At 43.7% G+C, this 25,144-nt stretch carries 19 protein-coding genes and 1 pseudogene; 13 read left to right on the top strand and 7 right to left on the bottom strand.

Going from position 1 to position 25,144, the window contains the following annotated elements; genetic code table 11:
• The first annotated feature begins 141 nt into the window (after positions 1–141).
• The 3 genes from AC1DM9_RS14230 (at position 142) to AC1DM9_RS14220 (ending at position 6,281) form a co-directional block, all read left to right on the top strand.
• On the top strand, positions 142–714 hold the full coding sequence (locus tag AC1DM9_RS14230; protein WP_477580584.1) for a TetR/AcrR family transcriptional regulator: 573 nt from the start codon (positions 142–144) through the stop codon (positions 712–714).
• Positions 715–1,145: 431 nt separating this feature from the next.
• Positions 1,146–4,289, top strand: a complete 3,144-nt coding sequence (locus AC1DM9_RS14225; protein WP_477580932.1) for a hybrid sensor histidine kinase/response regulator — start codon at positions 1,146–1,148, stop codon at positions 4,287–4,289.
• 252 nt (positions 4,290–4,541) lie between these two features.
• Entirely contained in the window at positions 4,542–6,281 is a 1,740-nt protein-coding gene (locus tag AC1DM9_RS14220; protein ID WP_477580582.1) for an ABC-F family ATP-binding cassette domain-containing protein, read from the top strand.
• A gap of 247 nt (positions 6,282–6,528) precedes the next feature.
• Here AC1DM9_RS14220 and AC1DM9_RS14215 read toward each other — a convergent pair whose 3' ends face one another.
• The 3 genes and pseudogenes from AC1DM9_RS14215 to AC1DM9_RS14205 form a co-directional block, all read right to left on the bottom strand.
• Complete coding sequence (locus tag AC1DM9_RS14215) at positions 6,529–6,903, bottom strand: hypothetical protein (RefSeq protein ID WP_441877973.1); 375 nt, start codon at positions 6,901–6,903, stop codon at positions 6,529–6,531.
• Between the two features lie 323 nt (positions 6,904–7,226).
• Positions 7,227–7,577 (bottom strand): annotated as a pseudogene (locus tag AC1DM9_RS14210) (FGGY-family carbohydrate kinase); the annotation flags it as partial.
• The gene (locus AC1DM9_RS14205) at positions 7,523–7,819 is read right to left on the bottom strand and encodes a hypothetical protein (RefSeq protein WP_477580580.1); all 297 of its coding nucleotides are present in this window, start codon (positions 7,817–7,819) and stop codon (positions 7,523–7,525) included. The pseudogene AC1DM9_RS14210 and the gene AC1DM9_RS14205, both read right to left, overlap by 55 nt.
• A gap of 193 nt (positions 7,820–8,012) precedes the next feature.
• On the opposite strand from AC1DM9_RS14205, the gene AC1DM9_RS14200 reads away from it, so the two are divergent.
• A complete protein-coding gene (locus tag AC1DM9_RS14200; protein WP_441877977.1) occupies positions 8,013–8,819 on the top strand; it encodes an aminoglycoside phosphotransferase family protein in 807 nt (268 codons plus the stop codon).
• A gap of 136 nt (positions 8,820–8,955) precedes the next feature.
• Here AC1DM9_RS14200 and AC1DM9_RS14195 read toward each other — a convergent pair whose 3' ends face one another.
• Positions 8,956–9,558, bottom strand: coding sequence for a TetR/AcrR family transcriptional regulator (locus AC1DM9_RS14195; RefSeq protein WP_441877979.1), 603 nt, complete (start codon positions 9,556–9,558; stop codon positions 8,956–8,958).
• A 200-nt stretch (positions 9,559–9,758) separates the two neighbouring features.
• Between AC1DM9_RS14195 and AC1DM9_RS14190 the strand changes: the two genes are divergently transcribed.
• The gene (locus AC1DM9_RS14190) at positions 9,759–10,496 is read left to right on the top strand and encodes an SDR family NAD(P)-dependent oxidoreductase (RefSeq protein WP_441877981.1); all 738 of its coding nucleotides are present in this window, start codon (positions 9,759–9,761) and stop codon (positions 10,494–10,496) included.
• Positions 10,497–10,924: 428 nt separating this feature from the next.
• On the opposite strand, the gene AC1DM9_RS14185 is transcribed toward AC1DM9_RS14190, so the two are convergent.
• A complete protein-coding gene (locus tag AC1DM9_RS14185; RefSeq protein ID WP_441877983.1) occupies positions 10,925–12,004 on the bottom strand; it encodes an NAD(P)/FAD-dependent oxidoreductase in 1,080 nt (359 codons plus the stop codon).
• Positions 12,005–12,359: 355 nt separating this feature from the next.
• On the opposite strand from AC1DM9_RS14185, the gene AC1DM9_RS14180 reads away from it, so the two are divergent.
• On the top strand, positions 12,360–14,177 hold the full coding sequence (locus tag AC1DM9_RS14180; protein WP_441877985.1) for a family 43 glycosylhydrolase: 1,818 nt from the start codon (positions 12,360–12,362) through the stop codon (positions 14,175–14,177).
• A 434-nt stretch (positions 14,178–14,611) separates the two neighbouring features.
• Here AC1DM9_RS14180 and AC1DM9_RS14175 read toward each other — a convergent pair whose 3' ends face one another.
• Positions 14,612–16,888 (bottom strand): preprotein translocase subunit SecA, encoded by a 2,277-nt coding sequence (locus tag AC1DM9_RS14175; RefSeq protein WP_441877987.1) that lies wholly within the window; start codon positions 16,886–16,888, stop codon positions 14,612–14,614.
• Positions 16,889–17,010: 122 nt separating this feature from the next.
• The gene (locus tag AC1DM9_RS14170; RefSeq protein ID WP_441877989.1) at positions 17,011–17,154 is read right to left on the bottom strand and encodes a hypothetical protein; all 144 of its coding nucleotides are present in this window, start codon (positions 17,152–17,154) and stop codon (positions 17,011–17,013) included.
• A gap of 584 nt (positions 17,155–17,738) precedes the next feature.
• On the opposite strand from AC1DM9_RS14170, the gene AC1DM9_RS14165 reads away from it, so the two are divergent.
• The 7 genes from AC1DM9_RS14165 to AC1DM9_RS14135 all read left to right on the top strand — a co-directional run bounded on the left by AC1DM9_RS14165 (position 17,739) and on the right by AC1DM9_RS14135 (position 24,916).
• Positions 17,739–18,578, top strand: a complete 840-nt coding sequence (locus AC1DM9_RS14165; RefSeq protein ID WP_441877991.1) for an aminoglycoside phosphotransferase family protein — start codon at positions 17,739–17,741, stop codon at positions 18,576–18,578.
• Between the two features lie 180 nt (positions 18,579–18,758).
• Complete coding sequence (trpB, locus tag AC1DM9_RS14160) at positions 18,759–19,919, top strand: tryptophan synthase subunit beta (RefSeq protein WP_441877993.1); 1,161 nt, start codon at positions 18,759–18,761, stop codon at positions 19,917–19,919.
• A 265-nt stretch (positions 19,920–20,184) separates the two neighbouring features.
• Complete coding sequence (locus AC1DM9_RS14155; protein WP_441877995.1) at positions 20,185–21,030, top strand: sulfurtransferase; 846 nt, start codon at positions 20,185–20,187, stop codon at positions 21,028–21,030.
• Between the two features lie 461 nt (positions 21,031–21,491).
• Complete coding sequence (locus AC1DM9_RS14150; RefSeq protein WP_441877997.1) at positions 21,492–22,394, top strand: AraC family transcriptional regulator; 903 nt, start codon at positions 21,492–21,494, stop codon at positions 22,392–22,394.
• A gap of 95 nt (positions 22,395–22,489) precedes the next feature.
• Complete coding sequence (locus AC1DM9_RS14145) at positions 22,490–23,116, top strand: class I SAM-dependent methyltransferase (RefSeq protein WP_441877999.1); 627 nt, start codon at positions 22,490–22,492, stop codon at positions 23,114–23,116.
• A 479-nt stretch (positions 23,117–23,595) separates the two neighbouring features.
• The gene (locus tag AC1DM9_RS14140) at positions 23,596–24,141 is read left to right on the top strand and encodes a 50S ribosomal protein L25 (protein ID WP_076268662.1); all 546 of its coding nucleotides are present in this window, start codon (positions 23,596–23,598) and stop codon (positions 24,139–24,141) included.
• 181 nt (positions 24,142–24,322) lie between these two features.
• Positions 24,323–24,916 carry a DJ-1/PfpI family protein gene (locus AC1DM9_RS14135; RefSeq protein WP_339206579.1) on the top strand — a complete coding sequence of 198 codons (594 nt, stop codon included), beginning with the start codon at positions 24,323–24,325 and terminating at the stop codon, positions 24,914–24,916.
• The last annotated feature ends 228 nt before the right edge of the window (positions 24,917–25,144 follow it).

Here is a 25,144-nt window from a genome sequence, read left to right as displayed (position 1 = left end):
TATTAAAAAACTTTCAAATTGATTTTATCTCCGATCAGAATGTTTCGTCGATGTTTTTTAATTTAGAACCATTAAATTTAAAAACCTATCGAAATGTGCTACATTGATTTTAGGGAGTGATGCGGGATGGAGGAATGTTTAATGAATAAATTCGAAATAAGGACTCAGAAAAAGAAGGCGGCAGTTGTTCATGCGGCATTAAGGCTTTTTAAAGAAAAAGGATTCGTTCATGTCAGCATAAAGGATATTGCCGCTGAGTCCGGCGTATCATCTGTATCGCTATATAACTATTTCGAAAGCAAAGAAGGGATTGTCAAGGAATGTGCAAACGTTTTGATGCAAAACACCCTTCATATGGCCGAAGAGATCATGAACCATGACATCGATTTCAAGGATAAAATCATTCAAATCATGGATATTTGCGCCGATCAGGACTATCAATTGCTTGGTTCACCTGGTGCCATAGAGGACCATGTGTTATCGAGTCTATATAGTGAAAATACTAATGAAATTAGAATTCAAATGATTCAAGAGCTTATTGAACTTGCGAAAAAGGAAGGAGGTATTCACTCTTCCGTTTCTCTGGAGACTGTTCTTGAATTGTTAAACGCGATTGGAACCATTCAATTATCTTGGGCAAAATCAGGAAACTATAAAGAAAAGATGGCTGAGATGAACCGTCTGTTGTTATTCGGGTTGATTGGCAATGGTTAATGTTCAATGAAGTATAAAGTGCTAGACTGAGAATAAAGTAGTAGACCATAAAATAAAGTTGAAGACTGGCCGATTGCGTTAAGTGGGTATGTGTTGGATGTGTGGGAGTGCAACGTTACGGAAAAGACGGAGTGCTATTCGATTTCGCTCTATAGATGATACGGTGAACCGTATCACAAATAGGGCGAAAACAACCTGCGAAATATCAATATCGTCGAATGACATGCCTTGTTCATTGTTTTTTTATACGAATTGAATAACTAAAATTCTCCAAGTTGGTATTGCTATATAATAGACATAAAAACATCTCTCTCGTCCGCTTCTCTGCTATGTTAACTGTGGTAAGTTATGGAAAGTTCTTTACTAAATGTCTTAGAAGAAAATGACTAGGGGAGAAATACTTCTTGGAAACTCACTCGTCCAAATATCAAATGAAAAAGAGCTATATTATATTATTGCTAGTGTTGATATTAGTTGTTTTAACCGGTTTGCGCATTTTATGGATGGGAACGTTTCATGATCCCAAACAGGCGTCAATTCATAATGGGCAATTCGATTTGCGCAATTGGAATGCAGAAGATGGTAGTATTCTCTTACTTGATGGGGAATGGGAGTTTTATCCCTCGCAATGGTTAATAGAGGGTAGTCGGCAACAATTGTTAGGTGATAATGCGCCAATGCATATTCAGGTACCGGGAGGATGGAGTAAAGCTTTGCATGCTGACAAGCCATCTCCATACGGGTATGGTTCTTATCGTTTGCGTCTTTATGTAGACCCGGCAAAGAACCTTAATTATAGTATTCGTGTACCCAGCGTACGCACTGCATCAGAATTATATGTAAACGGTCGATTGCTTACTAAATCCGGACAGGTGGCGACAACAAAGGATGATTATATTTCGAAGGACCTACCTTATTCTACAACCTTTACAGCAGACGAAAACGGTGTAATCGAACTCGTCATTCAGGCGGCAAATTATGTGGATGGTCGAAGCGGGGGCATTGTCCGATCCATTAAATTTGGTTCAGAAGAAGCCATTGCCAAAGAGATGAAAGCTTCCGTTTCTATGCAGCTTTTGGCAGCGATTATATTCATTATGCATGCAGTCTATGCACTTATTTTGTATTTACTAGGAAATAAGGAAATGAAGCTGCTTTATTTCAGTTTGCTTGCAATATGTGTAACGATCACGAGTGTATTTAGTGTTGATGAGAAGTTGTTCCACCAGTTATTTTATATTGGAAGTGTTTGGGATTTTCGGATAACGAACATTGCTCTCATTATGGCAGCCTATGCTTTGCTCCAGTGTACGAATCATCGCGAGCTTCCTTATTGGCGTAGGATGTACCCTGTCTATAAAGTAATGAATCTAGGGACTGTCGGCATCACTTTGTTTTTAGATCCATCTCAAGTGATTATGCTCTTTCCGGTTTATTATCTATTAATTGGTATTGCTGCAGTTATCACGTTGATTACAATGTTTAAAAAAGTAATCACAGGTTTAAAGAGCAATCTTTTACTGCTTTTCTCTTTACTTGCGTTGATGAACCATTCTCTTTGGTCGTTTATCTTGATAGATAGCAGTTTGAGTCTTGTCTACTATCCGTTCGATATGATTATTGCGATGGGTTGTTTAGCCTCTGAATGGTTTAAGGGATACTTTATCATGCATTCGAACACCAAAGAGCTTGCTGCAACCTTGCAAAGAATGAATGACCATAAGGATCAATTTCTGGCAAACACATCGCATGAATTTAAAAATCCGCTGCATAGCATGCTTAACATGTCACAATCCGTTTTAAAAAGGGAACAGCATTTATTGCAGGAACGGAGCATTAAGGAGCTTGAAACGGTATTATCCGTAGGACGTCGGTTGACATTGATATTGAACGATTTGATTGATGTGATGAGTTTACGGGAAGGCAATCCGCGTCTTCAGAAAAGAGCCGTATTTATCCAGTCAATCGTGACCGGAGTAATGAATATGCTGCAATTTAATACAGAAGTAAAGTCTGTCCAAATTGCAAATCAAATTTCGGAAGATTTCCCTCCAGTAATTGCGGATGAGAATAGGGTGATCCAAATCGTGTTCAATTTACTTCATAATGCTGTGAAATATACGAATGATGGGGTTGTTTCGATTCAAGCTTTTGCAAAGGATGGACGAGCTTATATCGTTATTACCGATACGGGAATCGGAATGGACGAGGACATGCTTAAGCGCCTATTCCGCCCATACGAGCAAGCGAGCGCGAGTGAGACCATGATTGAAGGTGGCTTTGGGTTAGGTTTAAGTATAAGCAAGCAACTGGTTGAGCTTCATGGAGGTGCGTTAGATGTGTCCTCTGCTTTAGGAGAAGGCTCAACATTTACGTTTTCATTAAAGCTAGCAGACTTGAAAGCGGAAGAAGAAAATGATGTATCCAACTCATTCAAACCGTATACATTACAATCTATGGCGATTCAAGAAATTGCCTCCTCGGTCGATTTGGACAAAGTGGGAATTCCGGAAGCTGCGAAACAACCAACTTTATTAAAAATGGATCACGATCGTCCGCACCTATTAATTGTTGATGATGATCCTATCAATCTTCAAGTGCTTGAATCCATACTACCGCCAGACGAATATGAGGTAACGATGGCAACGAGCGGTAAAGAAGCGTTGGCTTTACTGGATACAAAGGAATGGGATCTGGTCATCTCCGATATCATGATGCCACAGATGTCCGGTTATGAGCTGACGCGTTTGATCCGCGAGCGGTTTACACTCACGGAGCTCCCTGTATTGCTCCTTACCGCAAGAAGCCAACCGAAAGACATTCAGAGCGGTTTTATTGCGGGGGCTAACGATTATGTGACGAAGCCAGTGGAAGCAATAGAAATAAAATCGCGAATCGAGGCGCTAACTACGATTAAACATTCTGTTCGGGAACAACTGCGATTAGAAGCTGCATGGCTGCAAGCGCAAATCCAGCCTCATTTTTTATTTAATGCGTTGAATGCTGTAACAGCTCTAAGCGATATTAATTTGGATAAGATGCGCAATTTGCTCAATGAGTTCAGCAATTATCTGAGGAATAAATTTAAATTTCAAAATATGGATGGGCTTGTTCCGATCGAAGAGGAGCTAAGTCTGGTGCGTTCTTATCTATATATTGAAAAGGTTCGGTTTGAAGAAAGGTTACAGGTTATTTGGGAGATAGATGGCTGCGAGGAAATAAAAGTCCCATTTATTACGATCCAGCCTCTCGTTGAAAATGCGATAATACATGGTGTTATGAAGCGCATTCGTGGGGGAAAGGTTTTTATTCGGACTTCTGTCTATGAGACGCATGTAGAGATAACCGTTGAAGACGATGGGGTTGGAATGGACGAAGTTCAATTGCAACGAATATTAGAAAGAAAAGTAAATAGTTGTTCAGGTGTCGGATTGATAAATACGGATCAGCGATTAAAACGGCACTTCGGAACAGGACTTCATATCAAAAGTACGTTAGGTATAGGGACAAAGGTAACTTTTCATGTATATAACAGGTTGAATAGCGGGGATAAAGCTAGTCTAAGTGATAAATAAGTGATTTAAAGAGGAGCATCCTTGGCTGCTTCTTTAGTAATGTTCGCCGATAGGTCCGTTAAGCTGAACCGTATCATAAGTAACGGCAAGTTTTGATTGTACAACATGGAACTTTGACCCTCAAGGGATGGGAATACAAATCAATTGTAGTTGATTGTAAACAGTGTTACTCTAACAAAGGTAAACTCAAAATCTATGTTTTGCAATAAATCTAATAATAGTCACTATTTTAGTTATAAGAAAGGTAATACTATGATAAAAGTTGATAACTTATCCTTCTCATTTCCGCAAAAAGAACTATATAATAACATTTCATTTACGTTAGAAGAGGCACAACATTGCGCTTTTATAGGAACAAGTGGCAGTGGGAAAAGTACATTGATAGATATACTGATGGATCCAGAAAGATATATTTTCGAGGGCAAGTTAGAAATAGACCCGACTTGTAAAATTGGTCATGTAAGTCAATTCTCACAACTAGACAAAACGAAAGAAACAACAGTTTTTGAATATATAGGGGAAAAATTTATTAAGATACAAAATGAAATAACATCTATTTGTACTGAAATGGAAACATCATCGGATATTGATTCGTTATTAGAACAGTATCAATTAGCTTTAGACGCATTTGATGCAATCGGTGGGGATGATTTTGAAAGCAACATTAATAAGAAACTAAATCAAGCAAACCTCATGAAGCTAAAAGATATTAGGGTATCTGACCTGAGTGGCGGAGAATTCAAACTTATTCAAGTGATGAAGGAAATGCTTAATAGTCCAGACTTAATGATTATGGACGAACCAGATGTATTTTTAGACTTTGAAAACCTAAATGCGCTTAAAAATCTTATTAATTCTCACAAGGGAATACTGCTAGTTGTTACGCACAACCGATATCTATTGAATCATTGTTTCAACAAAATTATACACCTTGAAAACACGGAAATCCAAGAGTTTGATGGGCGATATATTGATTATAACTTCTCATTACTTCAGACTAAAGTTGAGTTGCAAGAACTCGCAATCGCTGATGATGAAGAAATTAAGAGAAACGATAAAACAATCGTTAATCTTAGAGTTATCGCAACGTATAATTCACATGCATCTAGAGGGAAAGCGTTAAAAGCTAGAGTTAGGTTTCAAGAAAGATTGGAAACGCGTAGAATTAAAATGCCATTTGTTGATATTAAGCAACCGAATATTAGTTTTGGTATTGATAATGAAATGGAAGACACCATTGTTGTAAATGTTAATAATTATAGTGTTGCCTTTGATGAGTTGCTTTTAGACAATGTTAACTTTGAGATAAAATCGACAGATAAAGTAGCCATTATTGGTGCGAACGGTACCGGGAAAACGACTTTACTCCGAGATATCTTTAAAAATAATGATGAATCAATTGAAATAAATGCTGATGTTAAAGTGGCTTATTTAAGTCAGATTCAAGGCGAAATGCTAAAGGATTCTAATACCATACTAGAAGAATTCATCGATGCTGGGTTTAAAACGTATGATGAGGTTAGATCGTATCTTTCAAACTATGGTTTTGAAGGAGAAATCGTTAATCAAAAGATAGAAGCTTTATCTGGTGGAGAAAAAAACTTGCTTCAATTAGCTAAAGTTTCAGCCAGTAAAGCAAACGTATTGCTTCTTGATGAACCGACAAGCCATTTAGACACCTATACACAAATCGCACTGGAGAAAGCCATTGAAGACTATAAAGGCGCGATTCTCATGATTTCTCACGATTTCTATACTGTTGTAAATGGTATGGATTATGTTTTAATCATTGACGATATGTCGATTAGAAAAATGAGTATGCCAGAATTTAGACAGATGATTTATGCTAGTCATTTTGATAAAGGCTATCTAGAAGCTGAACAAAATAAAAAATCAGTTGAAATGAAAATAGAATTGGCTTTAAAAGATACTAATTTTGAACTTGCAAAAGTATTGGTTGATGAGCTAGAAGAGCTGATTAAGTTGCTTTAAATTACAACCCTCTGATTGAAATGATTACAAGAATATGGCTAAAGTGAATGAGTCCGAATTCAACGATGAAACATGATCTTGATGGAAAAATATCAATTCGGGATTGCATGGGTTTCGAACATGGTAATTGTCATGTAGGAATGACAGGGGAGCAGAGATGTGAGGGAAGGGAAAAGACTGGCCCCGAACGAATAAGGGCCAGTCTGCGAGAAATCGCGATTGCGGGGGGATTACATCCCTTACGTAATTATAGAAAATTAACCTTGACGATATCCCTGCCGATGAGAGTCCCCCAACGGTCATAAACCGATGCATCAATATTGTAAGTTCCGCCTGCCAGCATGAGCTTTGTACTATTTGTTAACGTATGATGAATGTCGTATCCGCTGGTCGGCACGTTGAGCAAACCCGAATAGTAGGTCCTTGATCCGTTGTTTATCTCCTGTATTCGGAACTCGTACTGGTAACCTCCAGTCGGCTTCGTAATACCGATATAATCCGGAACCGCGCCGTAGCTATTCGGATACGGGTTAAACACATAGACCCCATTGGCCGCACTCGCTTGGGAAGCGATCCCGAGCAGCAAACCGATGACCATAACAAGTGAAAATAACTTCTTCATTATTCATTCCTCCTATTAAGGTTCGTCTTACCCGTTCCGGCCGAAATGGGTATGTACCTTTGCAGAGAGCTCTCGCAATGAATATATCATCAATTAACAGAAGTAACTATATTTAGAATTTTGAATTGTATGTCTATTTCTATCGGATTTTTTTCTATTAAAAGGAGGTTGCCCATCGTGGGCAACCTCTTATATATGCTTGGCTATACGGCGATTCGCCGTTCAGGTACCCAATGAGTGAATAGGTTGAAGAATCCATGCTAAACCTGCAGATCGGCGCATAATACGCAATACGTGTGAAATCGGTACACGCTTCTCATTTCTCATTTTTTCCAATTTTCCACCAAATGATTTATCGCTGCCTGCTCAATTGCCAGCCCTTCCGTGTAACGCTCCATAAACAAGGCAAAGCCATTCACATCTGCGCTGTCAGGATAAACCTCTTGTCCTTCTGCATGATGGAACACTTTATTGGCAAGGAAATCAGCCAAGCACTCGTGCTGCTCCTTATTAACCATATAGGATGCCAAAATTGCCATCCCCCATGGGCCGCCCTCACCAGCCGTAGACATAACCGAAACAGGAACATTCAGTGCTGCGGCACATATTTTTTGACCGACTAGCGGCGTTTTGAACAATCCGCCATGCGCCAAAATATGATTTTTTGCAGTGTTACGTCATAAGTATTCTCAACCTCTTGCTGTAATTGGTGATAGGTTTCTTGCAACCCATTAATCATTTCATTGAGATGGCAGGTCCAATAACCGTCAATCAATTGATTTTCCCATTCATAGCTGCTGGAAGCAATTGTTTCAAAATTGTAATCAATCAGTACAGCCTTAATTCGTGTGGCTCCAAATTCGATGCCAAGCGAGGTTTCTCCCCTGACTGGTTTGTTCCACTTTTGCTCGTTCATACTCCTTTTAAACGCAAACTATCTTATTTCGTAGTGACCACCATGGAGCAACCATCCTTACCACAACTCACGTTCACGAAAAGGGTTCAGGGTTTTAAGTCACGAATATGATATATGTTCCAAAAATTTCTATAGCTGGTTTGGTGAACTAGGATTAGAGAGAAATATCATAGAAATAAGTAGGTGAGGCATAGTGACTCAGGAAGAAGTGTTAAAAGGCGGAAATGTTAATCACATTGTCCGTAGGGAAAATACTGTTCTCCGTCCCACAGGTTATTGGAGCCCGTGTGTTCATGAGCTTCTTAAACATCTAGAGAAGCAAGGCTTTGAGGGAGCACCAAGTTTTCTCGGAATCGACGATTCTGATCGTGAAATACTAACATTCATTTCAGGGGAAGTTCCAGGGAATGAGTACCCTGAACTTGAGCCTTACATGTGGTCGGATGAAACGCTTGTAGGTTTAGCACGTCTTTTACGCCAGTTTCATGATGCGACTGCAGGATCAACTCTCATGATGAAGAGCAAATGGCAGCTTAGTTATGTCAACGAACGTGAGCACGAAGTGATATGCCATAATGATGCTGCATTGTACAATGTGGTCTTTCAAAAGGGGATTCCTGTGGGACTCATTGATTTTGATATGGCTGGTCCAGGTCCACGTATGTGGGACATTGCTTATTCACTCTATACATCGGTTCCACTTGCGAGCTTCGAGCCGGACCATTCTTCGGGAAAAACGGTGAAGTACCAATCGGATATACACGCTACGGAGCGCCGTAAACGAATTCATTTGTTTTTTGAATCGTATGGAACTCCCGTCCCCAATGAACTGTGTCAGTGGATTATTCAACGATTGACTACAATGTGCGATACGTTGAGAAATGGCGCTGCCGAAGGAAATCTTGCCTTTAAAAAAATGGTTGATGAGGGACACTTGGCTCACTATGAGAGCGAGATTCGATTTGTAGCAGATCATTTCAATGATTGGATAAAGAACTAAATATTACGCTAACAGATCACGATAAAACATATCGAGATCAAAGAAAGGGCCATCCCGCAAAAGGATGGCCTTAAAACTTGCCGTTACAGATAGTGCAGTGAACCGTATCAAAGGCACCTAGTCGGGTGGCTTTTTATTATTTTCCTACATACTTAACCGAATAAATATGCGTTTTCGTTAAATCAATCACTTCCTGGATAAAACCCTCCCGAGATTCCTTGAAATCAGTCTTGATCCAATTCAGAATGAGTCCGTAAAAGCCATAGGCTGTATAACGCTTAAAATAATCCATGTTGACGGGGATGCTATTAATCGTTTCAAAAATAAATTGTTCCTTATAGATCTTTAGAATGGTTTGAGGGAATCCCGTGTGCAATCCTGGTAAAGTATCATCGTATTTTATCAACTCAAAAAAATCCCGGTGTTGATAAATGTAGGAAACGATATTAAAGGACGGTGCGTTGAGTCTTTCCGTGTATACTTTGTGTCCAGGAACATATGGTTTTCCTACGGAATCTTCCAACCCCTGAAACATAGAAGTAAGTAAATCTTCAGCTAATTTAATTTTATCTTGGTAATGTACATAGAAAGTACTACGGTTATAGGAGGCTGTATCTACAATGTCCTTTACAGAAACGAGATGGTAACCCTTCTCTTTTATTAGTTTTATAAAGGCTGATTTTAGATGTTCTTCTGTTCGATTTCTTCGCTCAGATGTCACGTTTTGTTCATCACTCATGAAAATATCTCCTCGCAAAAAGACGATTTTGATGTAAGTGTCTACTAGTTAGACATATATTAATACTTTAATGATTGTTAAATGTGAACAAAAAAGTACAATTAAGATGCGAACAAAATAGTACAAATATTTATTAATGAATGTTAATTAATAAAAACGCAAATAGTACTATTAAAAATATTGTACTGGAGGATTCATCGATGGGCAAACTACAAAACAAGGTAGCTGTGATTACTGGGGGAGCATCCGGAATCGGTGCAGCTACAGCACGTTTATTCGTTTTAGAAGGAGCCAAAGTGGTTCTTGTTGATTTAAATGAAGAAAAAGGAAAGGCGTTCGAGAACGAGTTAAAGGCGCTTAATGCTGAAGCACTATTTGTTAAAGCAAATATTACAAGTGAAGAAGAAGTCGCCAATATCTTCAAACAAACCGTTGAAGCCTTCGGCAAAGTGGATGTTGTATTCAACAATGCAGGGATTGGGCGCGTTCATCCTTCGCATGATTTGGAGTACTCCGAGTGGCGCAACACAGTAAATGTCGACTTGGATGGCGTCTTCCTGGTAGCACGTGAAGCCATCCGCGAAATGTTAAAAATGGGCGGAGGTACGATAGTAAATACGGCGTCTATGTACGGCTGGGTTGGTTCGCCCGGCTCGGCAGCCTATAATGCGGCAAAAGGCGGCGTGATTAATTTGACTCGCTCTCTTGCTCTTGAATATGCAGAACAAAATATCCGCATTAACTCATTATGCCCAGGTTTCATTGACACACCCATTATTCCCGAAGAAAGTAAACAAGTATTAGCCGGACTCACTCCGATGAAGCGCCTCGGTAAAGCGGAAGAAATGGCAAAAGCCGTACTTTTCATGGCATGCGATGACTCATCATTTATGACTGGAAATAGCTTAACCGTTGATGGTGGATATACAGCTCAATAACAGCTCTAAACATGCAGTGATTAGCATGACCAAAGTGGCAAGCTCCAAAATGGGAAAATTAGTAGAAAGAGTAGCCATTATTACATGAGCGGTTCAAGGCACGGGCGCTATGCATGCGCATGAATTTGTCGAAGAGGATGCAAAGGTTGTCGTCTTAGACATCAAAATCAGGCCGGCCAACAGCTGGCAGATGAGCTAGGCAGATAGATTTCTTACAGTGAGAATTCTATTGCGACTGGGGAAGAGTAGAAGGCTTAAGCAGATATACAGTATGTAATTTGGAGTACATCGCTCATGTGGCGATGTACTCTTTTGCGTTGTGCTCAGGAGTATCAAAATTCAACGTGAAGTCAACGAATGGGGTGAATGATTACAAAACGGTATTGTTGAATTTGGAAAGCTCTGTATACTACGTTCTGGCCCTCACCTCACGCGCGAGAAGCAACGGGAATATCCCTCGAGTGGTCCGAAAATCGGGAGAGTCGACAAGGGTCTAATTCACTCCTTGATTCCTTATCGATTATTTCACTTGCGGCCAGATGCGCAATCAACGGCGCCAGTGTAATCGCAGAATGCATCACCGTCAGATAAAGTCCCATTATGTGATCGTGGAAGCCCACGATCGGATAGCCGTCTTCAGGCATGGGTCTCATCCCGACCTTTATGCTTTCCAGTTCCAGTTGATTTCCGTCCTTCAGACTGCGACGCAGCGTGTCGAACGCTCGCTTACCGACCGCCTCGGGTCCGTTTTCCTCCGACTCGTCGATATAATCTTCCGCAGCCAACAGTATATGATCTGTCAGTTGACGCGCTTCAAATTGCGCATTTGAGATTAATGTGCGTATCAGTTTATTCGTAGTTTTCATCTGAATTAGAATGGAAGGCGACGACGTTACCGGCACGTGACAACCTAAGGGGTCGCAAAGTTCGGGTATGCCTGTACCTGCGGCCATTACCACGACATCCGACTTCAAAAAACCATTGGACGTATGGATGCCGACTAAGCGGGAATCTTCTTGATGCAGCTGTGTAACGTTGGTTCCGAACTGAATCTTTGCTCCGTACTCCCGCGCTTTGCTGAGTAGCAGCTTCGTTACCCCTATAGGGTCCAACGCACCTTCTTCGCTGACAAAGATCGCTTCATCCGGATATTCTTTCAGATTTGGCTCCAATGCCTCAAGCTGCTCTCGGTTTAATTTTTGAAAGTGGAGTTGCTCCCTTAGGGGTGGAGTTCCCCAAGTCAGCGCTCCATTCCAATGAATGTTCAGTTCGGGCACCTCTTGCTGAAGCGTATGATATTCTTCTAAAGCTGCATCGTACAAATGCCAGTATTCGGGAGCCACCCTATGCGTCGTATGTATCCAGGCAAAAGATTTTTCAGTGACTTCGCCCGCCGCGGCGGGGTGTCGTTCTATTACGGTTACATCTTGATTTCTTTTAGCCAGATGATAAGCCATGGACGCCCCGACAATTCCTGCGCCAATAATCACGATTTTTTGTTTATTCAATTATGACTCCCCCTCTATCACCCTAGTGTAACATAGGCGTCATGATAATCAGACGTTATTACATATTCAGGAAGCTGGGGTGATTGGAGTTCTGTAGAGGGGAATCTGTTTGTTTGGGGGATACAGCACTCATCGATTTTCATGAAAACGGTTCCAAAAGGCTAAGAATGACTGGAAAAGTTTAAAAATGTCTCACTACATACTAGGTTACTCATACGGTAAGCTAGTAGTAGTCCTTATATTTACAGTTCTTCCATTATGAATACTTAGGGGTGATGTTGGAATCCTCTTCGCTGTCTGGTTGCCAAGCAAGCTAATGGTATAAGCCGAACCTAAGAAATGGGAGGTAACAATTATGCGTAAAAGGTTTATAAGTTTGTTCTTGTCAGTAACGATGCTGCTGTTCGTCCTTATTGGATTCAATTCCTCTACATCAGCCGCGGATCCAATCATCAGTTCTGGAAATCCCATTTTTACTAGTATTTTCACCGCCGATCCTTCTGCTCGAGTGTGGAATGACGGACGTATTTACGTGTACGCGTCACACGATATCTTTCCTTCCAGAGGAAGCGATTTGATGGATAAATATCACGTCTTCTCGTCGGACAATATGGTCGACTGGGTGGACGAAGGAGAGATCCTGAGCGCGGACGATGTGCCGTGGGGACGGCCGGAAGGGGGCTTTATGTGGGCTCCGGATGCCGCATACAAGAACGGAACCTACTACTTCTATTTTCCGCATCCTAGCGACACGAATTGGAATAGCTCTTGGAAGATTGGCGTGGCAACAAGCGACAAGCCTGCCGAGGACTTCGAGGTTCAAGGGTATATACAGGGGCTTCCTGGCAGCAATTTGATTGATCCTAACGTATTCCGCGACGACAACGGAACTTATTACCTGTATGCCGGGGGAGGAGGTACCAGCTACGGGATGAAGCTTGGTGGCGACATGGTGTCGATAGATGGTCCCGTCAAGCAGTTCACCGAGCTGGAGGATTTCCACGAGGCTACTTGGGTGTTTAAGCGGGGAAGCGTTTATTATTTAATGTACTCCGATAATAATCCTGGCGCGAACCGGATGCGGTATGCAACCAGCAGCAATCCTCTTGGACCATGGACCAACCGCGGCGTCATACTGGATCCGGTATTCGGCAGTGAAACTTCGCATGGGTCCGTTGTGGAATACAAGGGGAACTGGTATATGTTTTATCATAATGCGAAAATTTCCTCGAACGGTACGCTTCGTTCCGTCGCCGTGGATCGGTTGTATTTCAATTCCGACGGGACAATCCAAAAGGTCATACAGACGTCCGAAGGTGTACCAGCTGTTGGACCGCGCTCCACCGCTACCGAGGTCAAGTACTACGATTTGATTAACGAAAGCTTTGACGCATATACACAGAAAACGGAGTATGCCATGAATATGAGCAACGTATCCATAGGAGGAGGGGCGACCCGATCCGGTGCAAATGTTGAAAATATGCATACTCAAGGCTCCTACATTCAGTTGAATGGAATCAATGGCGGCGCAGGCGGAAAGGCGCTTCTAACCGTACTCTATTCTTCCGGGGACAGCGGGTCAGCCTTTAAGGTAGATGCGAGCGGCGACACGGCCGGAGACGGTTATTTTCTTTCTCTGCCTGGCACGGGAGGGTGGGGCAATTACACCGGCCGAACGAACCGTCTAATTGATTTGAATTCGGGCACGAACAATCAGATCCGGCTAAGCGGCGGTATGGGAGGAGTCAACGTATCGCGCGTCATCGTATCCTTGATCCCGCAAACGACGCAGGAAGCGGAATATCCAATGAGCGGAACTAACGTGTCCGTAGGGGGAGGGGCGACGAAGTCGGGTGGAAGCATTGAAAATATGCATATCCCGGGCTCCTACTTCGAGCTGACTGGGGTTGGCGGTGGTATGGGCGGCCAGAAGCTTTTGACCGTGGTTTATGCTTCAGCGGACGCTCAAACAACCTTTAAAGTGAACGCCAGCGGCGACCCGTCGGGGAACGGCTATTCGCTTACTTTGCCTGGCACGGGAGGCTGGAGTGCCTACACCGGTCGGGCCAGCCGCATCATCGATTTGAATACAGGCAACAGCAACGTTATTCGGGTGAGCGGCGGCATGGGCGGAGCTAACGTGAGCCGAGTCATCGTCTCGTCGATTCCGTAAACAGGAGTCCGTTAAAATAACAAAATAATTGCTTAATCAATAAGCAGGATGGGGGCTGTGACAGGTTACTGGTTGGTGACCGGTTGCGGCCCTCTTTGGGCTTTCCTTTCAACAGGTTGCAAACAAAGCGAGAAGTGAGTAGTCGCAGAAGGTTCGGAGTCAGTCAAAGTTTAGCAGTCGGGTCAGGTGGTTGTTGAACGCTTGTCGCTTTTGCTTCCGTCCATTCACGAACAGGCGCAAGCTTTCATGCGGAGCAATAGTTCGACCACCATTGACGCCAAAGCGATGGCGTCGATGATCGGTCTACTATTCTGATTTATTATTAAGAAAACCAAGCAGGCAAGGTGGCAAATAAATAGCTTCAATAAAATTAAGCAAGTGTTGTAATCACGAGTGGGCGGAAATGAAATTATCCTTAAATAAGCTACGCTATATTAAATTTTTGACCACCCGAATACCGGCTGCAAAATCTTGCGAATATAATAAGCCATTATCGTCATTGGGGTCCAAGAGCTGCGCTTGTTCTGGATGTATTGATCGTTGATAATATAAGTCCGAGTGGAAGTAGGGCTCTTCAGACCAAACATTTCCCACTTCGCCGGATCATTCGAACCTTCGAGTCTTACAAGCATATTCTCCGACTCACTATTTATTTTAGCCGGAATTTGCTCGTAGGCTTGGGCGATTTGCACATGAAATTCGTCGATCGGATTGCGGCTAGCAAGGCTCTCCAAGTGGATGCCTTCGCGAATGTAAGAAACGTATGCCAGATGGTCAGCCCAGAACTCGTCGATATAAAAAAGTCGTACCCGCTGCTCCGAAGGGCTCATCGGCTTCTCGCCTTTCAAAATTTCGAGCCTCTCCTCGTATAGAATCCGCCTCTGATCCTCCACCATATCCGAATAACAGTTCAGTTCCTGGCGGATATGAAAGTTTTGCCCCATAGCAACGCGCTGAATATGCGCGATTTTGCTGCGGAGCCCCGGCTTTTCGAGAGCCTCATCCTGCCTCAGATTGCGAAACGCTTTATCGATGCCGAACTGAAGCAGCAACTCGTCCTCCAAGCTTACGAAAATTACGGAAGCTCCCGGGTCGCCTTGGCGGCCAGAACGCCCGCGCAGTTGGTCGTCGATCCGCACGCTTTCGTTCACATGTGTGCCAATCACGTACAACCCACCTAGCTTGGCGACAGCTTCTGCTTGCATGGGGTTGCCTCCGCCGAGCCGAATGTCGACGCCCCGCCCTGCCATATTCGTAGACACCGTCACGGCCCCGATTTCTCCTGCTTTGGCTATGATCTCGGCTTCTTTGGCGTCGTTTTTCGCATTCAGAACATGGCAAGGTACACCGGCAACCGCTAGCGCCTCCGCCAGCATGTCAGACTCCTCGACGCTTGATGTACCAATGAGAATCGGACGACTCGTCGCATGGACGGATATGATTTCTTTTACAAGTGCCTTGAGTTTGGCTTCTTTATGAGTATAAATCCGGTAGGGATGGTCGATCCGTATGTTTGGCCGGTTCGGCATTATTTGTACGACCTGCAGCGCATAAATATCTTCGAATTCCATTGCGGAGGCGTAAGCGGTAGCCGTCATTCCGCAAATCTTCGGATATAGGCTAAGGAAGTGTTGAAGGGTGATCGTCCCGAGAATTTCCCCGCCGGATATCGACTGCAGCCCTTCTTTGGCCGCAAGTGCAGCTTGCAGCCCGTCCGGCAAATGCCTGTTCTCCGCCACGCGGCCGGTATATTCGTCGATCAGCTCAATTTTACCATTCCGAACGATATAATCGACGTCTTTTTTCAATAACAATTCAACATGCAGCGCGCAATTTAATGACGTTAACAAATGACTATTATGGCTATCGTACAAATTGCCGCATCCGAGCAGCGATTCCACTTTCGCAGAGCCTGCTTCATTTAAATATACGTTCCGTTCGAACTCGTCGAAGTCGAAATGCTCTACTTGCTCGAGGTGCCGAGCCACTTCTGCGAAACGAATGCCGTCGTTGCTGGAAGAGCCCGACTCGCCGGCGATGACTAGCGGCACCCGCGCTTCGTCAAGAAGCAGTGAATCCGCTTCGTCGACGATGACGTAGTGGAAAGGACGATGTACGGTCTCGGCTTCGCCCAGTGCGATCGTGTCTCGCAAATAATCGAATCCAGCCTCCTTGGCTGTAACATAGGTTATATCTGCGGCGTACGCTTCACGTTTCTCGGAAAGGTCCATTCCCGCTTGAACCGAGCTTATAGTTAACCCTAGGAAACGATAGATTGGGCCCATCCACTCCGCATCTCGATTTGCCAAATAATCGTTAAAAGTCAGCACATGAACGCCTTCGCCTGTCAGCGCATTTAGATAAGCAGGCATAACAGCAGAGAGTGTTTTTCCTTCACCGGTATGCTGCTCGATCAAAAATCTCTCGTGAAGAGCGATGGCAGCGATGATCTGAACATCGTAAGGCTGTAATCCGAGTGTTCTTTTCGCTGTCTCACAGACTAACGCATAAGCATCGATAAGCAGTTCATCCAAAGGCGTACCCGATTTTGCTTTCTCTCTTAGCCGGAGGGATTCCGCTTGAAGCTGCCCATCGTCCCATGCTTCCAAATTCCGTTTCCTAATGAGCTCCACTTTGTCCTGATAGACTTGCAGTTTATGCTGGGTATCGCGGTCTTTGAATTTTTGCATCAGCTTGGCGGCTATATTCATAGGAATTTGATCTCCCCTCGGTAGAAATTCGATTAGTTTTGGATAATATTTGTGCTGATCTGTCACCTAATAGGTTTAAATCCATTTCATATAAGCAAAACCATATACTGCACTTACCGTCATCACCGTACTCTATAAAGCAAAGCTGACCGCCATCCAGCAGAGGATGAGTCTGGATAAGCTTTGAGCGTGACCCATTGCTGCCACTCAGACCAGACACTTCGAGAAGCAATATAATCGAAATAAATGGCTAATGCATAATCCATGACAACAGCTTACTTCTCCTCCTCCTTTAAATAAAACACTTCCTAAACGGGAACCTTGTAAGTTACGGCAAATTTGAGAGCGAACGTAATCGAAGGGGAGTAGTCTCCTTTCTCGATAACCCTTCTGTCTGGCGAGTCGCTCCAATGACATTTGTTAAGTCTTGCTGCAACCGTCTGAAGCGCGCCCTCAGTCCACGATCGTTGTTAACAAGCATACGAGGGACCGTCTCTAGTTATTGGTTAGAAAATATTGTAATTTGTCCATTGCAAAATGTAAATAATATATTGCATTCCAGTGGCGGAGAGTATCTGAAAATACTTTGATTAAGCTTCGTGTTGAGTACGAATATAGTACATATTTTATCCTCCTAAATTTGTTCGCTTTCAACTAGCTGCAAAACTCTATGGCATTTTGGTAGGCAGATTCCCTTTTTAAGTAGTCAATATGCTCAGCAATGAATGGAATACTATCGTCTCTATTTTTATATTTTCAGGTTAATGGAAGCGTGGTATTATAACGAATAATAGGTTTAGTTTCAATTATTTTACAAAATTAGATTAGATAAAGGGGGCAACGATTTATTATGCTAGGCAAATGCATAGGCATTGGCTCCAGTTGTGAGGTGCATGAGTGGGGCGAAGAGGGAAAAGTAGTAAAGTTGTTTCATGCTGGCACGCCATTGGAAGCTGTTCAACTCGAATATCGGAACAGTTCTGCTGCTTGGTCCAGCGGACTACCGGCAGCGCGCCCGTTCGAGCAAATCGTGTGGGATAACCGCCTTGGTATCGTCTTCGAGAAAGTAGTCGGATCGACATTCGTGAATCGTTTTTTTGAACAACTGCATGCTTTTCATGAAATTGATTTTGACGATGTAGACAGCGATTTAAGGAAATTTGCTCGCGTCCTGTATAACATTCATAATGGAGACATCAGCGGGATTGTTACTGAGCAAAAGGAGCATTTGAAGGTAATCATCGGTAGACCCTCCTTGCTGACGGAAGACGAAATAACTGCCCTCCATGCTTATGTGGATCAGTTGCCTAATAAACGAATGCTATGCCACGGCGACACGAACGTCAATAATCTCATTTTGCGAGAAGGTATACCAGTTATGATCGATTGGATGCATACCGTAATCGGCAACCCGGCGGCGGATATCGCGGAAGTATGCGTGACGATCCTGTATGCTGTGTTGCCCCCAGAAACGCCGCCTGACGTTAACGCATTCTTTGAATCCTCGCGGGAGACTGCATACCGTATATTCGTCGATGAATATTGCAAGCTGTCTGGCGTGACAGAAGATGAAATATTCCCTTGGTACGTTCCAGTCGCCGCTCGTCAGCTCGCATCGGGTGCCTTATCAGACGTACAAGCGGAAAAGCTTGTTGCTTTGATTAGGGATAAGCTCAGTATCGTGCTTTAGCGAAGAGGGCTGTAATAGGTTAAGGACAAGTTTACGATTGGATGTCATTTTCAGAGCATGACTGCAAGCTAGAGTGTTATTATTCTACCGGCTGACAATACACGTATATAAAATATTACAGAAAATTATGGTAATATAGTTCTGATAGATTACCATTTTAATTTATGGAGGCGCTTACTTATGGACCAACAGTTGCAGCAAGAGGGGTACTTCGGGGAATTCGGAGGAAGCTTCGTTCCACCGGAATTGCAGGAAGTGCTAAACTATTTGAGCGAGCAATTTTACAAGTTCAGTGAAGATCCGGACTTTCAGGAAGAGCTCAGCTATTACCTGCGTGAATATGTTGGCCGCAAGAGCCCGCTCACGTATGCGGAGAGGCTGTCCAAATCGTGGGGAGGACCCAAGATCTACTTAAAGCGCGAAGATCTGAACCATACTGGTGCGCATAAGATCAACAACGCCATTGGCCAGATTCTGCTCGCCAAGCGAATGGGTGCCAAGCGGATTATCGCCGAGACTGGTGCTGGTCAACATGGAGTTGCGACAGCTACGGCTTGCGCAATGTTTAATATGGAATGCGTCATCTATATGGGAGCTGAAGATATGCGCCGCCAGGCGCTCAACGTGTTCCGGATGGAACTGCTCGGTGCTACTGTTGTGCCGGTTGATAAGGGTCAGGGTCGACTGAAGGACGCTGTGGACGAAGCATTGGGCGATCTGGTTCGCAATTATAAAAATACGTTTTACTTGCTCGGTTCTGCGGTTGGTCCACATCCGTTTCCGACGATGGTCAAGCATTTTCAAGCGGTCATCAGTGAAGAGTCGAAGCAGCAGATTTTGGAGAAGGAAGGTCGTTTGCCTGATGCGGTAGTAGCCTGTGCGGGCGGCGGCAGCAATGCGATTGGCGCATTCGCTCATTACATCGACGAGCCGAGCGTTCGCTTAATCGGCGTTGAACCCGATCAAGCACCGACTTTAACGGAAGGCGTTCCGGGTATGATTCACGGCTTCAAATGCTTGGTACTGCTGGACGAGGAAGGAGAGCCGCGGAAGACGTATTCAATCGCCGCGGGGCTCGATTATCCGGGTATCGGGCCGGAGCATAGCCATTTGAAGGTGACTGGACGCGCCGAATATGCGACGGTTACCAATGAGGAAGTGCTGGAAGCATTCCAAGAACTTTCTCGTACGGAAGGAATTATCCCTGCCTTGGAGAGCGCGCACGCGGTTGCCTATGCCAAGAAGCTGGCGCCAACGATGGATCAAGAACAGATCTTGATCATTAACCTTTCCGGACGCGGAGACAAAGATGTCGAGCAAGTATTTCAGATGATTAAATAATAACAACTGTCGGCTGCATCCATGCAAGATCGGGTGCGGTACGATGAAAACAATCACGATTATAACGATGTGATCTAGAATTTGGAATAGCAGACCGGGAGCCTCCTAAGTGGAGAGACTCCCGGTCTTTGTTATATAATTGGCAGAAGAGCTCCATTGAAGATTGGAATCACACCATATACTATAGATATGAAGGCTAATAGAGCGATCTAAGGCTAAAGGTTCCATAATGGATTACATAAATGAACGAAAGAGGCGAGTCAAAATGAATAACATCGTGTCGTTGGAATGGCTAAAAGAGAAACTCGGTGAGCCGAAACTCGTCATCGCGGATTGCCGTTTTCGTTTGGACGATCCCGATGCGGGGCTCAGAGCGTACGAGGAGTCCCATATTCCGGGGGCTGTTTATATGGATCTGGAGAAGGATCTATCCGGTGAGGTCGAGGAATATGGCGGACGCCATCCGCTTCCCGATATTTTTGCAATGACAGTGACGTTCGGCAGGACGGGCATAAGCAACGATTCAATTGTGGTTGCTTATGACGATCAAGGCGGAGCGATGGCTTCCCGACTGTGGTGGCTGCTGAAGTATATGGGGCATGAGCAGGTTTATGTACTGGACAACGGCTTCTCGGCTTGGGCCAATGAAGGGTTGCCTGTATCAACCGAAAACAAAGTCGTGCAACCTGCGACATACCTTGCAACGGTGCAGCACAATATGCTAGTTGAAATGGATGAGGTTAGGGAGCTGCTTGGCAGCGAGGGAGTAACGCTTATCGACTCGCGCGAAGCTCCACGCTACCGCGGAGAGGTCGAGCCGATCGACCGCGTCGCAGGCCACATTCCAGGCGCGATTAATCGTTTCTGGCAAGAGGGTCTAACGGAATCCGGCGGTTGGAAGGATGTCGCCGCTCAATCCGATCGGTTCCATGATCTGGACAAGAACGGCGAGCTGATCGTGTATTGCGGATCAGGCGTCACAGCCACGCCAAACGTCATTGCGCTGCAGGAAGCAGGCTTCACGAAAGTGCGCTTGTATGCGGGAAGTTGGAGTGATTGGATTAGCTATGAGGAGAATCCGGTAGCGACGGGTGACGAAGAGAAGGCTTAATCGAAATAATAGTGTGAGATTCGAAGTACATCGTTCATGTGGCGATGTACTTCTTTGTGTTGTGCTCGGGATCTCAGAAGTCAACACGAAGTCAACGAGTACCCCTTGAAAATACTTACAGGAATCCATTACCCGGGCGTGTCGCTCATATGCTCTCCTATACATCACTTCTAACATTATTTTGATAAGTTAATTTTGACGCATTAACCCAATCAACTCAATAAAGATATAAAATATGAATTCAACAAAAAATCAACAATATTATCGTGAGTGACGTTTATTTTTAATTTCACTACTTACGTTGGTTGTTATCATAGTCGAAGTGAATAACAAAAGCATTAAGACCGTCTCTACTAGGGATGCTTTCTTGTGGATTCGGTATTATCGTGAATAGTAGGAATTTAGCAAGAAAAATCAGGACAACTCCACAGTAGTCTATTACTCTTAACAAGAGGTGATTTATGGGATATTACACTTATATTCGGGATACCATCGATTTCATTGAAGAAAATCTGTGTGAACAGATTTCCTTAGAACTCATTTCTTCCAGACTCTCCTTTTCTCCTTATCACTTTCATAGAGTTTTCCATTATCTTACTGGTATTGCCGTCATGGAGTATGTCAGAAAGAGGCGGTTGTCCCTATCGGTGAATTGGCTGGCGAACACGGATGAGAGCATTATTGATATTGCTTTTAAGCTTCAGTATCAATCTCCCGAGGCGTACACAAGAGCGTTTAAGAGAAATTTTGGATTAAGTCCCAGCGAATGCAGAGTAAAAAAGACGTATGATCATTTAAAAATACTGGAAAGATTGGGGGAGCATCAAATGACGGCAATGGAATTCAAAGGAGATATAGTGATGCAGCCTACTATGAAATTAAAACCCGAGTTCAGAGTTATTGGTTATGAGTTGGATACATCAAAAAGTAATACAACCATCCCTGAGTTTTGGAACAAGTATCTTAGTAATGACTGGCCCAGTACAATTCCTAACTGGATTGATCCTGCAAGATGGATCGATTTGGGGATATGTCATAATTGGAAGGAGGACGGGAGCTTCAAGTATCTTTTGGGAATGGAGGTCACAAGTTTCGATAATGCTCCGATCGGAAGTGTTTACAAAACATTTTCTTCCGCCACATACGCCATTTTTACAACGCCACAAGTTCCGCGTGATGTTTTTGTCTCATCAATCAGCAAGTCTTGGGATTATATATTTAAGGTGTGGTTGCATCAATCCGAATATGAAATCACCGAAGGTCCGCAATTTGAGCTGTATGATGAGCGTTGCCAAGCGCATATCGATAGTCAAATAGACATCTACATACCTGTAAAAAAGAAGGCGAGTTATAGTGATCGGTAGAGTGGATGAGCATGATGAACACATTTGGGAAAGAAGAGAAGCCATTGCGCTTTTGCGATCAATTCCGAGTGTATGTAATAAGTAACTAGAAGGGTGTGCTTGATCTGAACGCTTACGAAGAAGTTTGCCAGTGGGAAAGGACGGAAGCCGTTAAGCTCTTAAGTCAATCTGGGCTTGAGGCAGGAATGACCGTTATGGATATTGGGTGTGGGTATGTACACTATACGATACCGGCAGCGATTGCCGCTGGAACAAATGGAAGCGTAATCGCTATAGAGAAGTTGAAGAAGATCATTAAGCATGCCGAGAGACGACTAGACGAAGCGGGTGTAAAGAATGTTGAATTGATGAATACGAATCATCAAGGCTTACCAGATGAAGTGCAAAACCAGATTGACTTCCTAATGATGTACGACGTCATTCACCATTCGCCAAGGAGTGAAATGCTCGAAACTGTAGTTCGATGTTTGAAGCAGGGTGGTATTCTTTCATTCCTCGCGTTTAAAGATCTCAGTGATTATAAGCCGTCCTTGTTTGAAAGAGTGTTAAAGGAAGTAATCCAAGATATAGAAGCCTCCGGGTTTACGATGAAGAGTGAAATACCATTTGGTGGCGTGCATTTTGATCATTTTCACAGCAGCTATCATTGGAAGAGATACGGTGAGGTCCGTCTAGCATCCCTTGAACGAGGCACTGTGTATAATTTCATGAAGGCTAAATAACCTCGATGTATCTCCCGAATGTTATACGACAGCTGGAGTGATTGGATTAGTTTCTCTAACAACCCCATCGCCATGCAGCTTGTAAGCTGCGGCGATGTATTTTTATATCGTGAACTCAACACGAGGTCAACCAATGGATTTCGAATGGTGAAATGAATTATTTTCAGAAGCCTAGTGTACGCTCTTATTCATTCTAAATACACAAAGATACCGGAACCTTTGCCCGTAATTGCCTAGCGTCCTGATTAGACAACGTGACGTTTGTATGATATGGTGTGGTTTACAGATAGGCATTCCACTTTTCGAAGTGGGGTGCCTTCCTGTATATTTACGGAGGTTTTACATTAAATGTATTGTGCCGTAATCGGCAGAACATGGAGGTGGTGATGCTATGTTTCGCTCTTTATCCCCAATCGGGGAAGATTCAGCGACTAAGGAACGAGCGCAAAGATCTTTTAATAAAGAGGAGAGAGTTAAGCATGACAACATTTATGCAAGCAGAGAAACGTACACATTTGAATACATCAGGGCTTCGTAATCTACGTAAATCAGGTCGTCTGCCTGGTATTGTGTTTGGTAGGAATGTAGAAAATAAGATGGTTCATATTTCAACGATAGAATTTCATAAGTGGTTGAAGCAAGGTGCATCTGGTTTTATCGATATACAGCTTGACGGGAAAGATTCGGTGTCCGTATTGCTTGAGGATCTCCAGCGAGATCCGGTAACGCGTGACTTGATTCATGTTGATTTCCAGCAAGTGCAGAATAACGAAATCGTATGCACAAAGATTCCAGTAAAATTCATAGGCAAGCCAATCGGATTGAAGCAGGGCGGGATTGTACAACTTCAGTCCGAGTTTATTGAGGTAGAAGCATTGCCAAGGCATTTGCCGTCGGTGATAGAATATGATATCAGCGGTATGAATATCGGTGAATCCGTCTATGTTAAGGATTTGGATTTGTCGTCAGAAGTTACACTTATTTCCGGTAAAAACGAGTTTCTCGTATCTGTAGTGAAGCCTTAACTCATCCTATTAGGTTTCAGCTATTAAAAACACGTCGTATCTGCAGCTTACCTGCTGGTACGACGTGTTTTTGCGTAATTTGACATCTTCCTCCCGTTCTTAAGGACCATTGACGGCGCTTGCAGATTATCCCCATAATAGAAAAAGGTGTTACATAAATTTACAGTTGGGAGAGGGTAAAATGTCCAAACGCGTGCTTATTCTAACGGGCGACGGTGCAGAGGTTCTGGAGGTTTATTATCCATTCTATCGGTTGAAGGAAGAGGGCTACGAGGCGGTGATCGCTTCGCCGAGAAAGAAGACATTGAATACGGTATGCCACGACTTCATCGAGGGATGGGATACTTATTCGGAGAAGCCAGCTCATCTGCTGCCGTCTGATATAGCCTTTGCGGACGTGGAGCCTGCTGACTACGATGCCTTGATCATCCCAGGCGGACGAGCTCCTGAGTTCATCCGCAACGATCAAGATCTTCCGCGAATTGTCCAGCACTTTCTGGATGCGGACAAGCCTGTAGGCGCGATTTGTCACGGTGCTCAGGTATTCCTGGCACTGCCAGATCGTTCCTACTTCAAAGGCAGAACGTTAACGGCATACAATGCGTGCAAGCTAGAAGTCGAATCACTCGGCGCAGAATATGCAAGCGAGACACTGCATGTAGACGGAAATTTAGTATCGGGTCATGCATGGCCTGATCTCCCTGGATTTATGCGGGAATTTCTAAATCTGCTTGGCCGGACGTCGAACAAGGAACTAACCTCAACCACGAACTAATTCTTAATACAGCGAATATGCATCGCCTTTCAAGTGTTGGCTTTGCATACGAATAGAAGAAGGAAAAGACACCGTTGGGGCAATGTCATTAAGTTAACATAAGAGTCAGGACCGGGAATAAAAATAGAATCAGAAACGGCTTGGGAAAAAGTCCTGTGCCGTTTCTTTTTTTATGCAAGTATGAAAAAAGGGAACAGCAAACAAGCGGATGGATGATCAGCTTAAAAA

The organism is Paenibacillus sp. 01T431 (assembly GCF_056398625.1).
The sequence above is the reverse complement of the archived record's forward strand: the minus strand, read 5'-3'. Positions and strand labels throughout refer to the sequence as shown.

Excerpts from the sequence above, each read along its gene's own strand:
- trpB (WP_441877993.1), top strand. The coding sequence starts at position 18,759 with ATGGACCAACAGTTGCAGCAAGAGGGGTACTTCGGGGAATTCGGAGGA.
- AC1DM9_RS14150 (WP_441877997.1), top strand. The coding sequence starts at position 21,492 with ATGGGATATTACACTTATATTCGGGATACCATCGATTTCATTGAAGAA.
- AC1DM9_RS14165 (WP_441877991.1), top strand. The coding sequence starts at position 17,739 with ATGCTAGGCAAATGCATAGGCATTGGCTCCAGTTGTGAGGTGCATGAG.
- AC1DM9_RS14155 (WP_441877995.1), top strand. The coding sequence starts at position 20,185 with ATGAATAACATCGTGTCGTTGGAATGGCTAAAAGAGAAACTCGGTGAG.
- AC1DM9_RS14135 (WP_339206579.1), top strand. The coding sequence starts at position 24,323 with ATGTCCAAACGCGTGCTTATTCTAACGGGCGACGGTGCAGAGGTTCTG.
- AC1DM9_RS14220 (WP_477580582.1), top strand. The coding sequence starts at position 4,542 with ATGATAAAAGTTGATAACTTATCCTTCTCATTTCCGCAAAAAGAACTA.
- AC1DM9_RS14215 (WP_441877973.1), bottom strand. The coding sequence starts at position 6,903 with ATGAAGAAGTTATTTTCACTTGTTATGGTCATCGGTTTGCTGCTCGGG.
- AC1DM9_RS14205 (WP_477580580.1), bottom strand. The coding sequence starts at position 7,819 with ATGAACGAGCAAAAGTGGAACAAACCAGTCAGGGGAGAAACCTCGCTT.
- AC1DM9_RS14230 (WP_477580584.1), top strand. The coding sequence starts at position 142 with ATGAATAAATTCGAAATAAGGACTCAGAAAAAGAAGGCGGCAGTTGTT.
- AC1DM9_RS14140 (WP_076268662.1), top strand. The coding sequence starts at position 23,596 with ATGACAACATTTATGCAAGCAGAGAAACGTACACATTTGAATACATCA.
- AC1DM9_RS14225 (WP_477580932.1), top strand. The coding sequence starts at position 1,146 with ATGAAAAAGAGCTATATTATATTATTGCTAGTGTTGATATTAGTTGTT.
- AC1DM9_RS14175 (WP_441877987.1), bottom strand. The coding sequence starts at position 16,888 with ATGAATATAGCCGCCAAGCTGATGCAAAAATTCAAAGACCGCGATACC.
- AC1DM9_RS14180 (WP_441877985.1), top strand. The coding sequence starts at position 12,360 with ATGCGTAAAAGGTTTATAAGTTTGTTCTTGTCAGTAACGATGCTGCTG.
- AC1DM9_RS14190 (WP_441877981.1), top strand. The coding sequence starts at position 9,759 with ATGGGCAAACTACAAAACAAGGTAGCTGTGATTACTGGGGGAGCATCC.
- AC1DM9_RS14170 (WP_441877989.1), bottom strand. The coding sequence starts at position 17,154 with ATGGATTATGCATTAGCCATTTATTTCGATTATATTGCTTCTCGAAGT.
- AC1DM9_RS14195 (WP_441877979.1), bottom strand. The coding sequence starts at position 9,558 with ATGAGTGATGAACAAAACGTGACATCTGAGCGAAGAAATCGAACAGAA.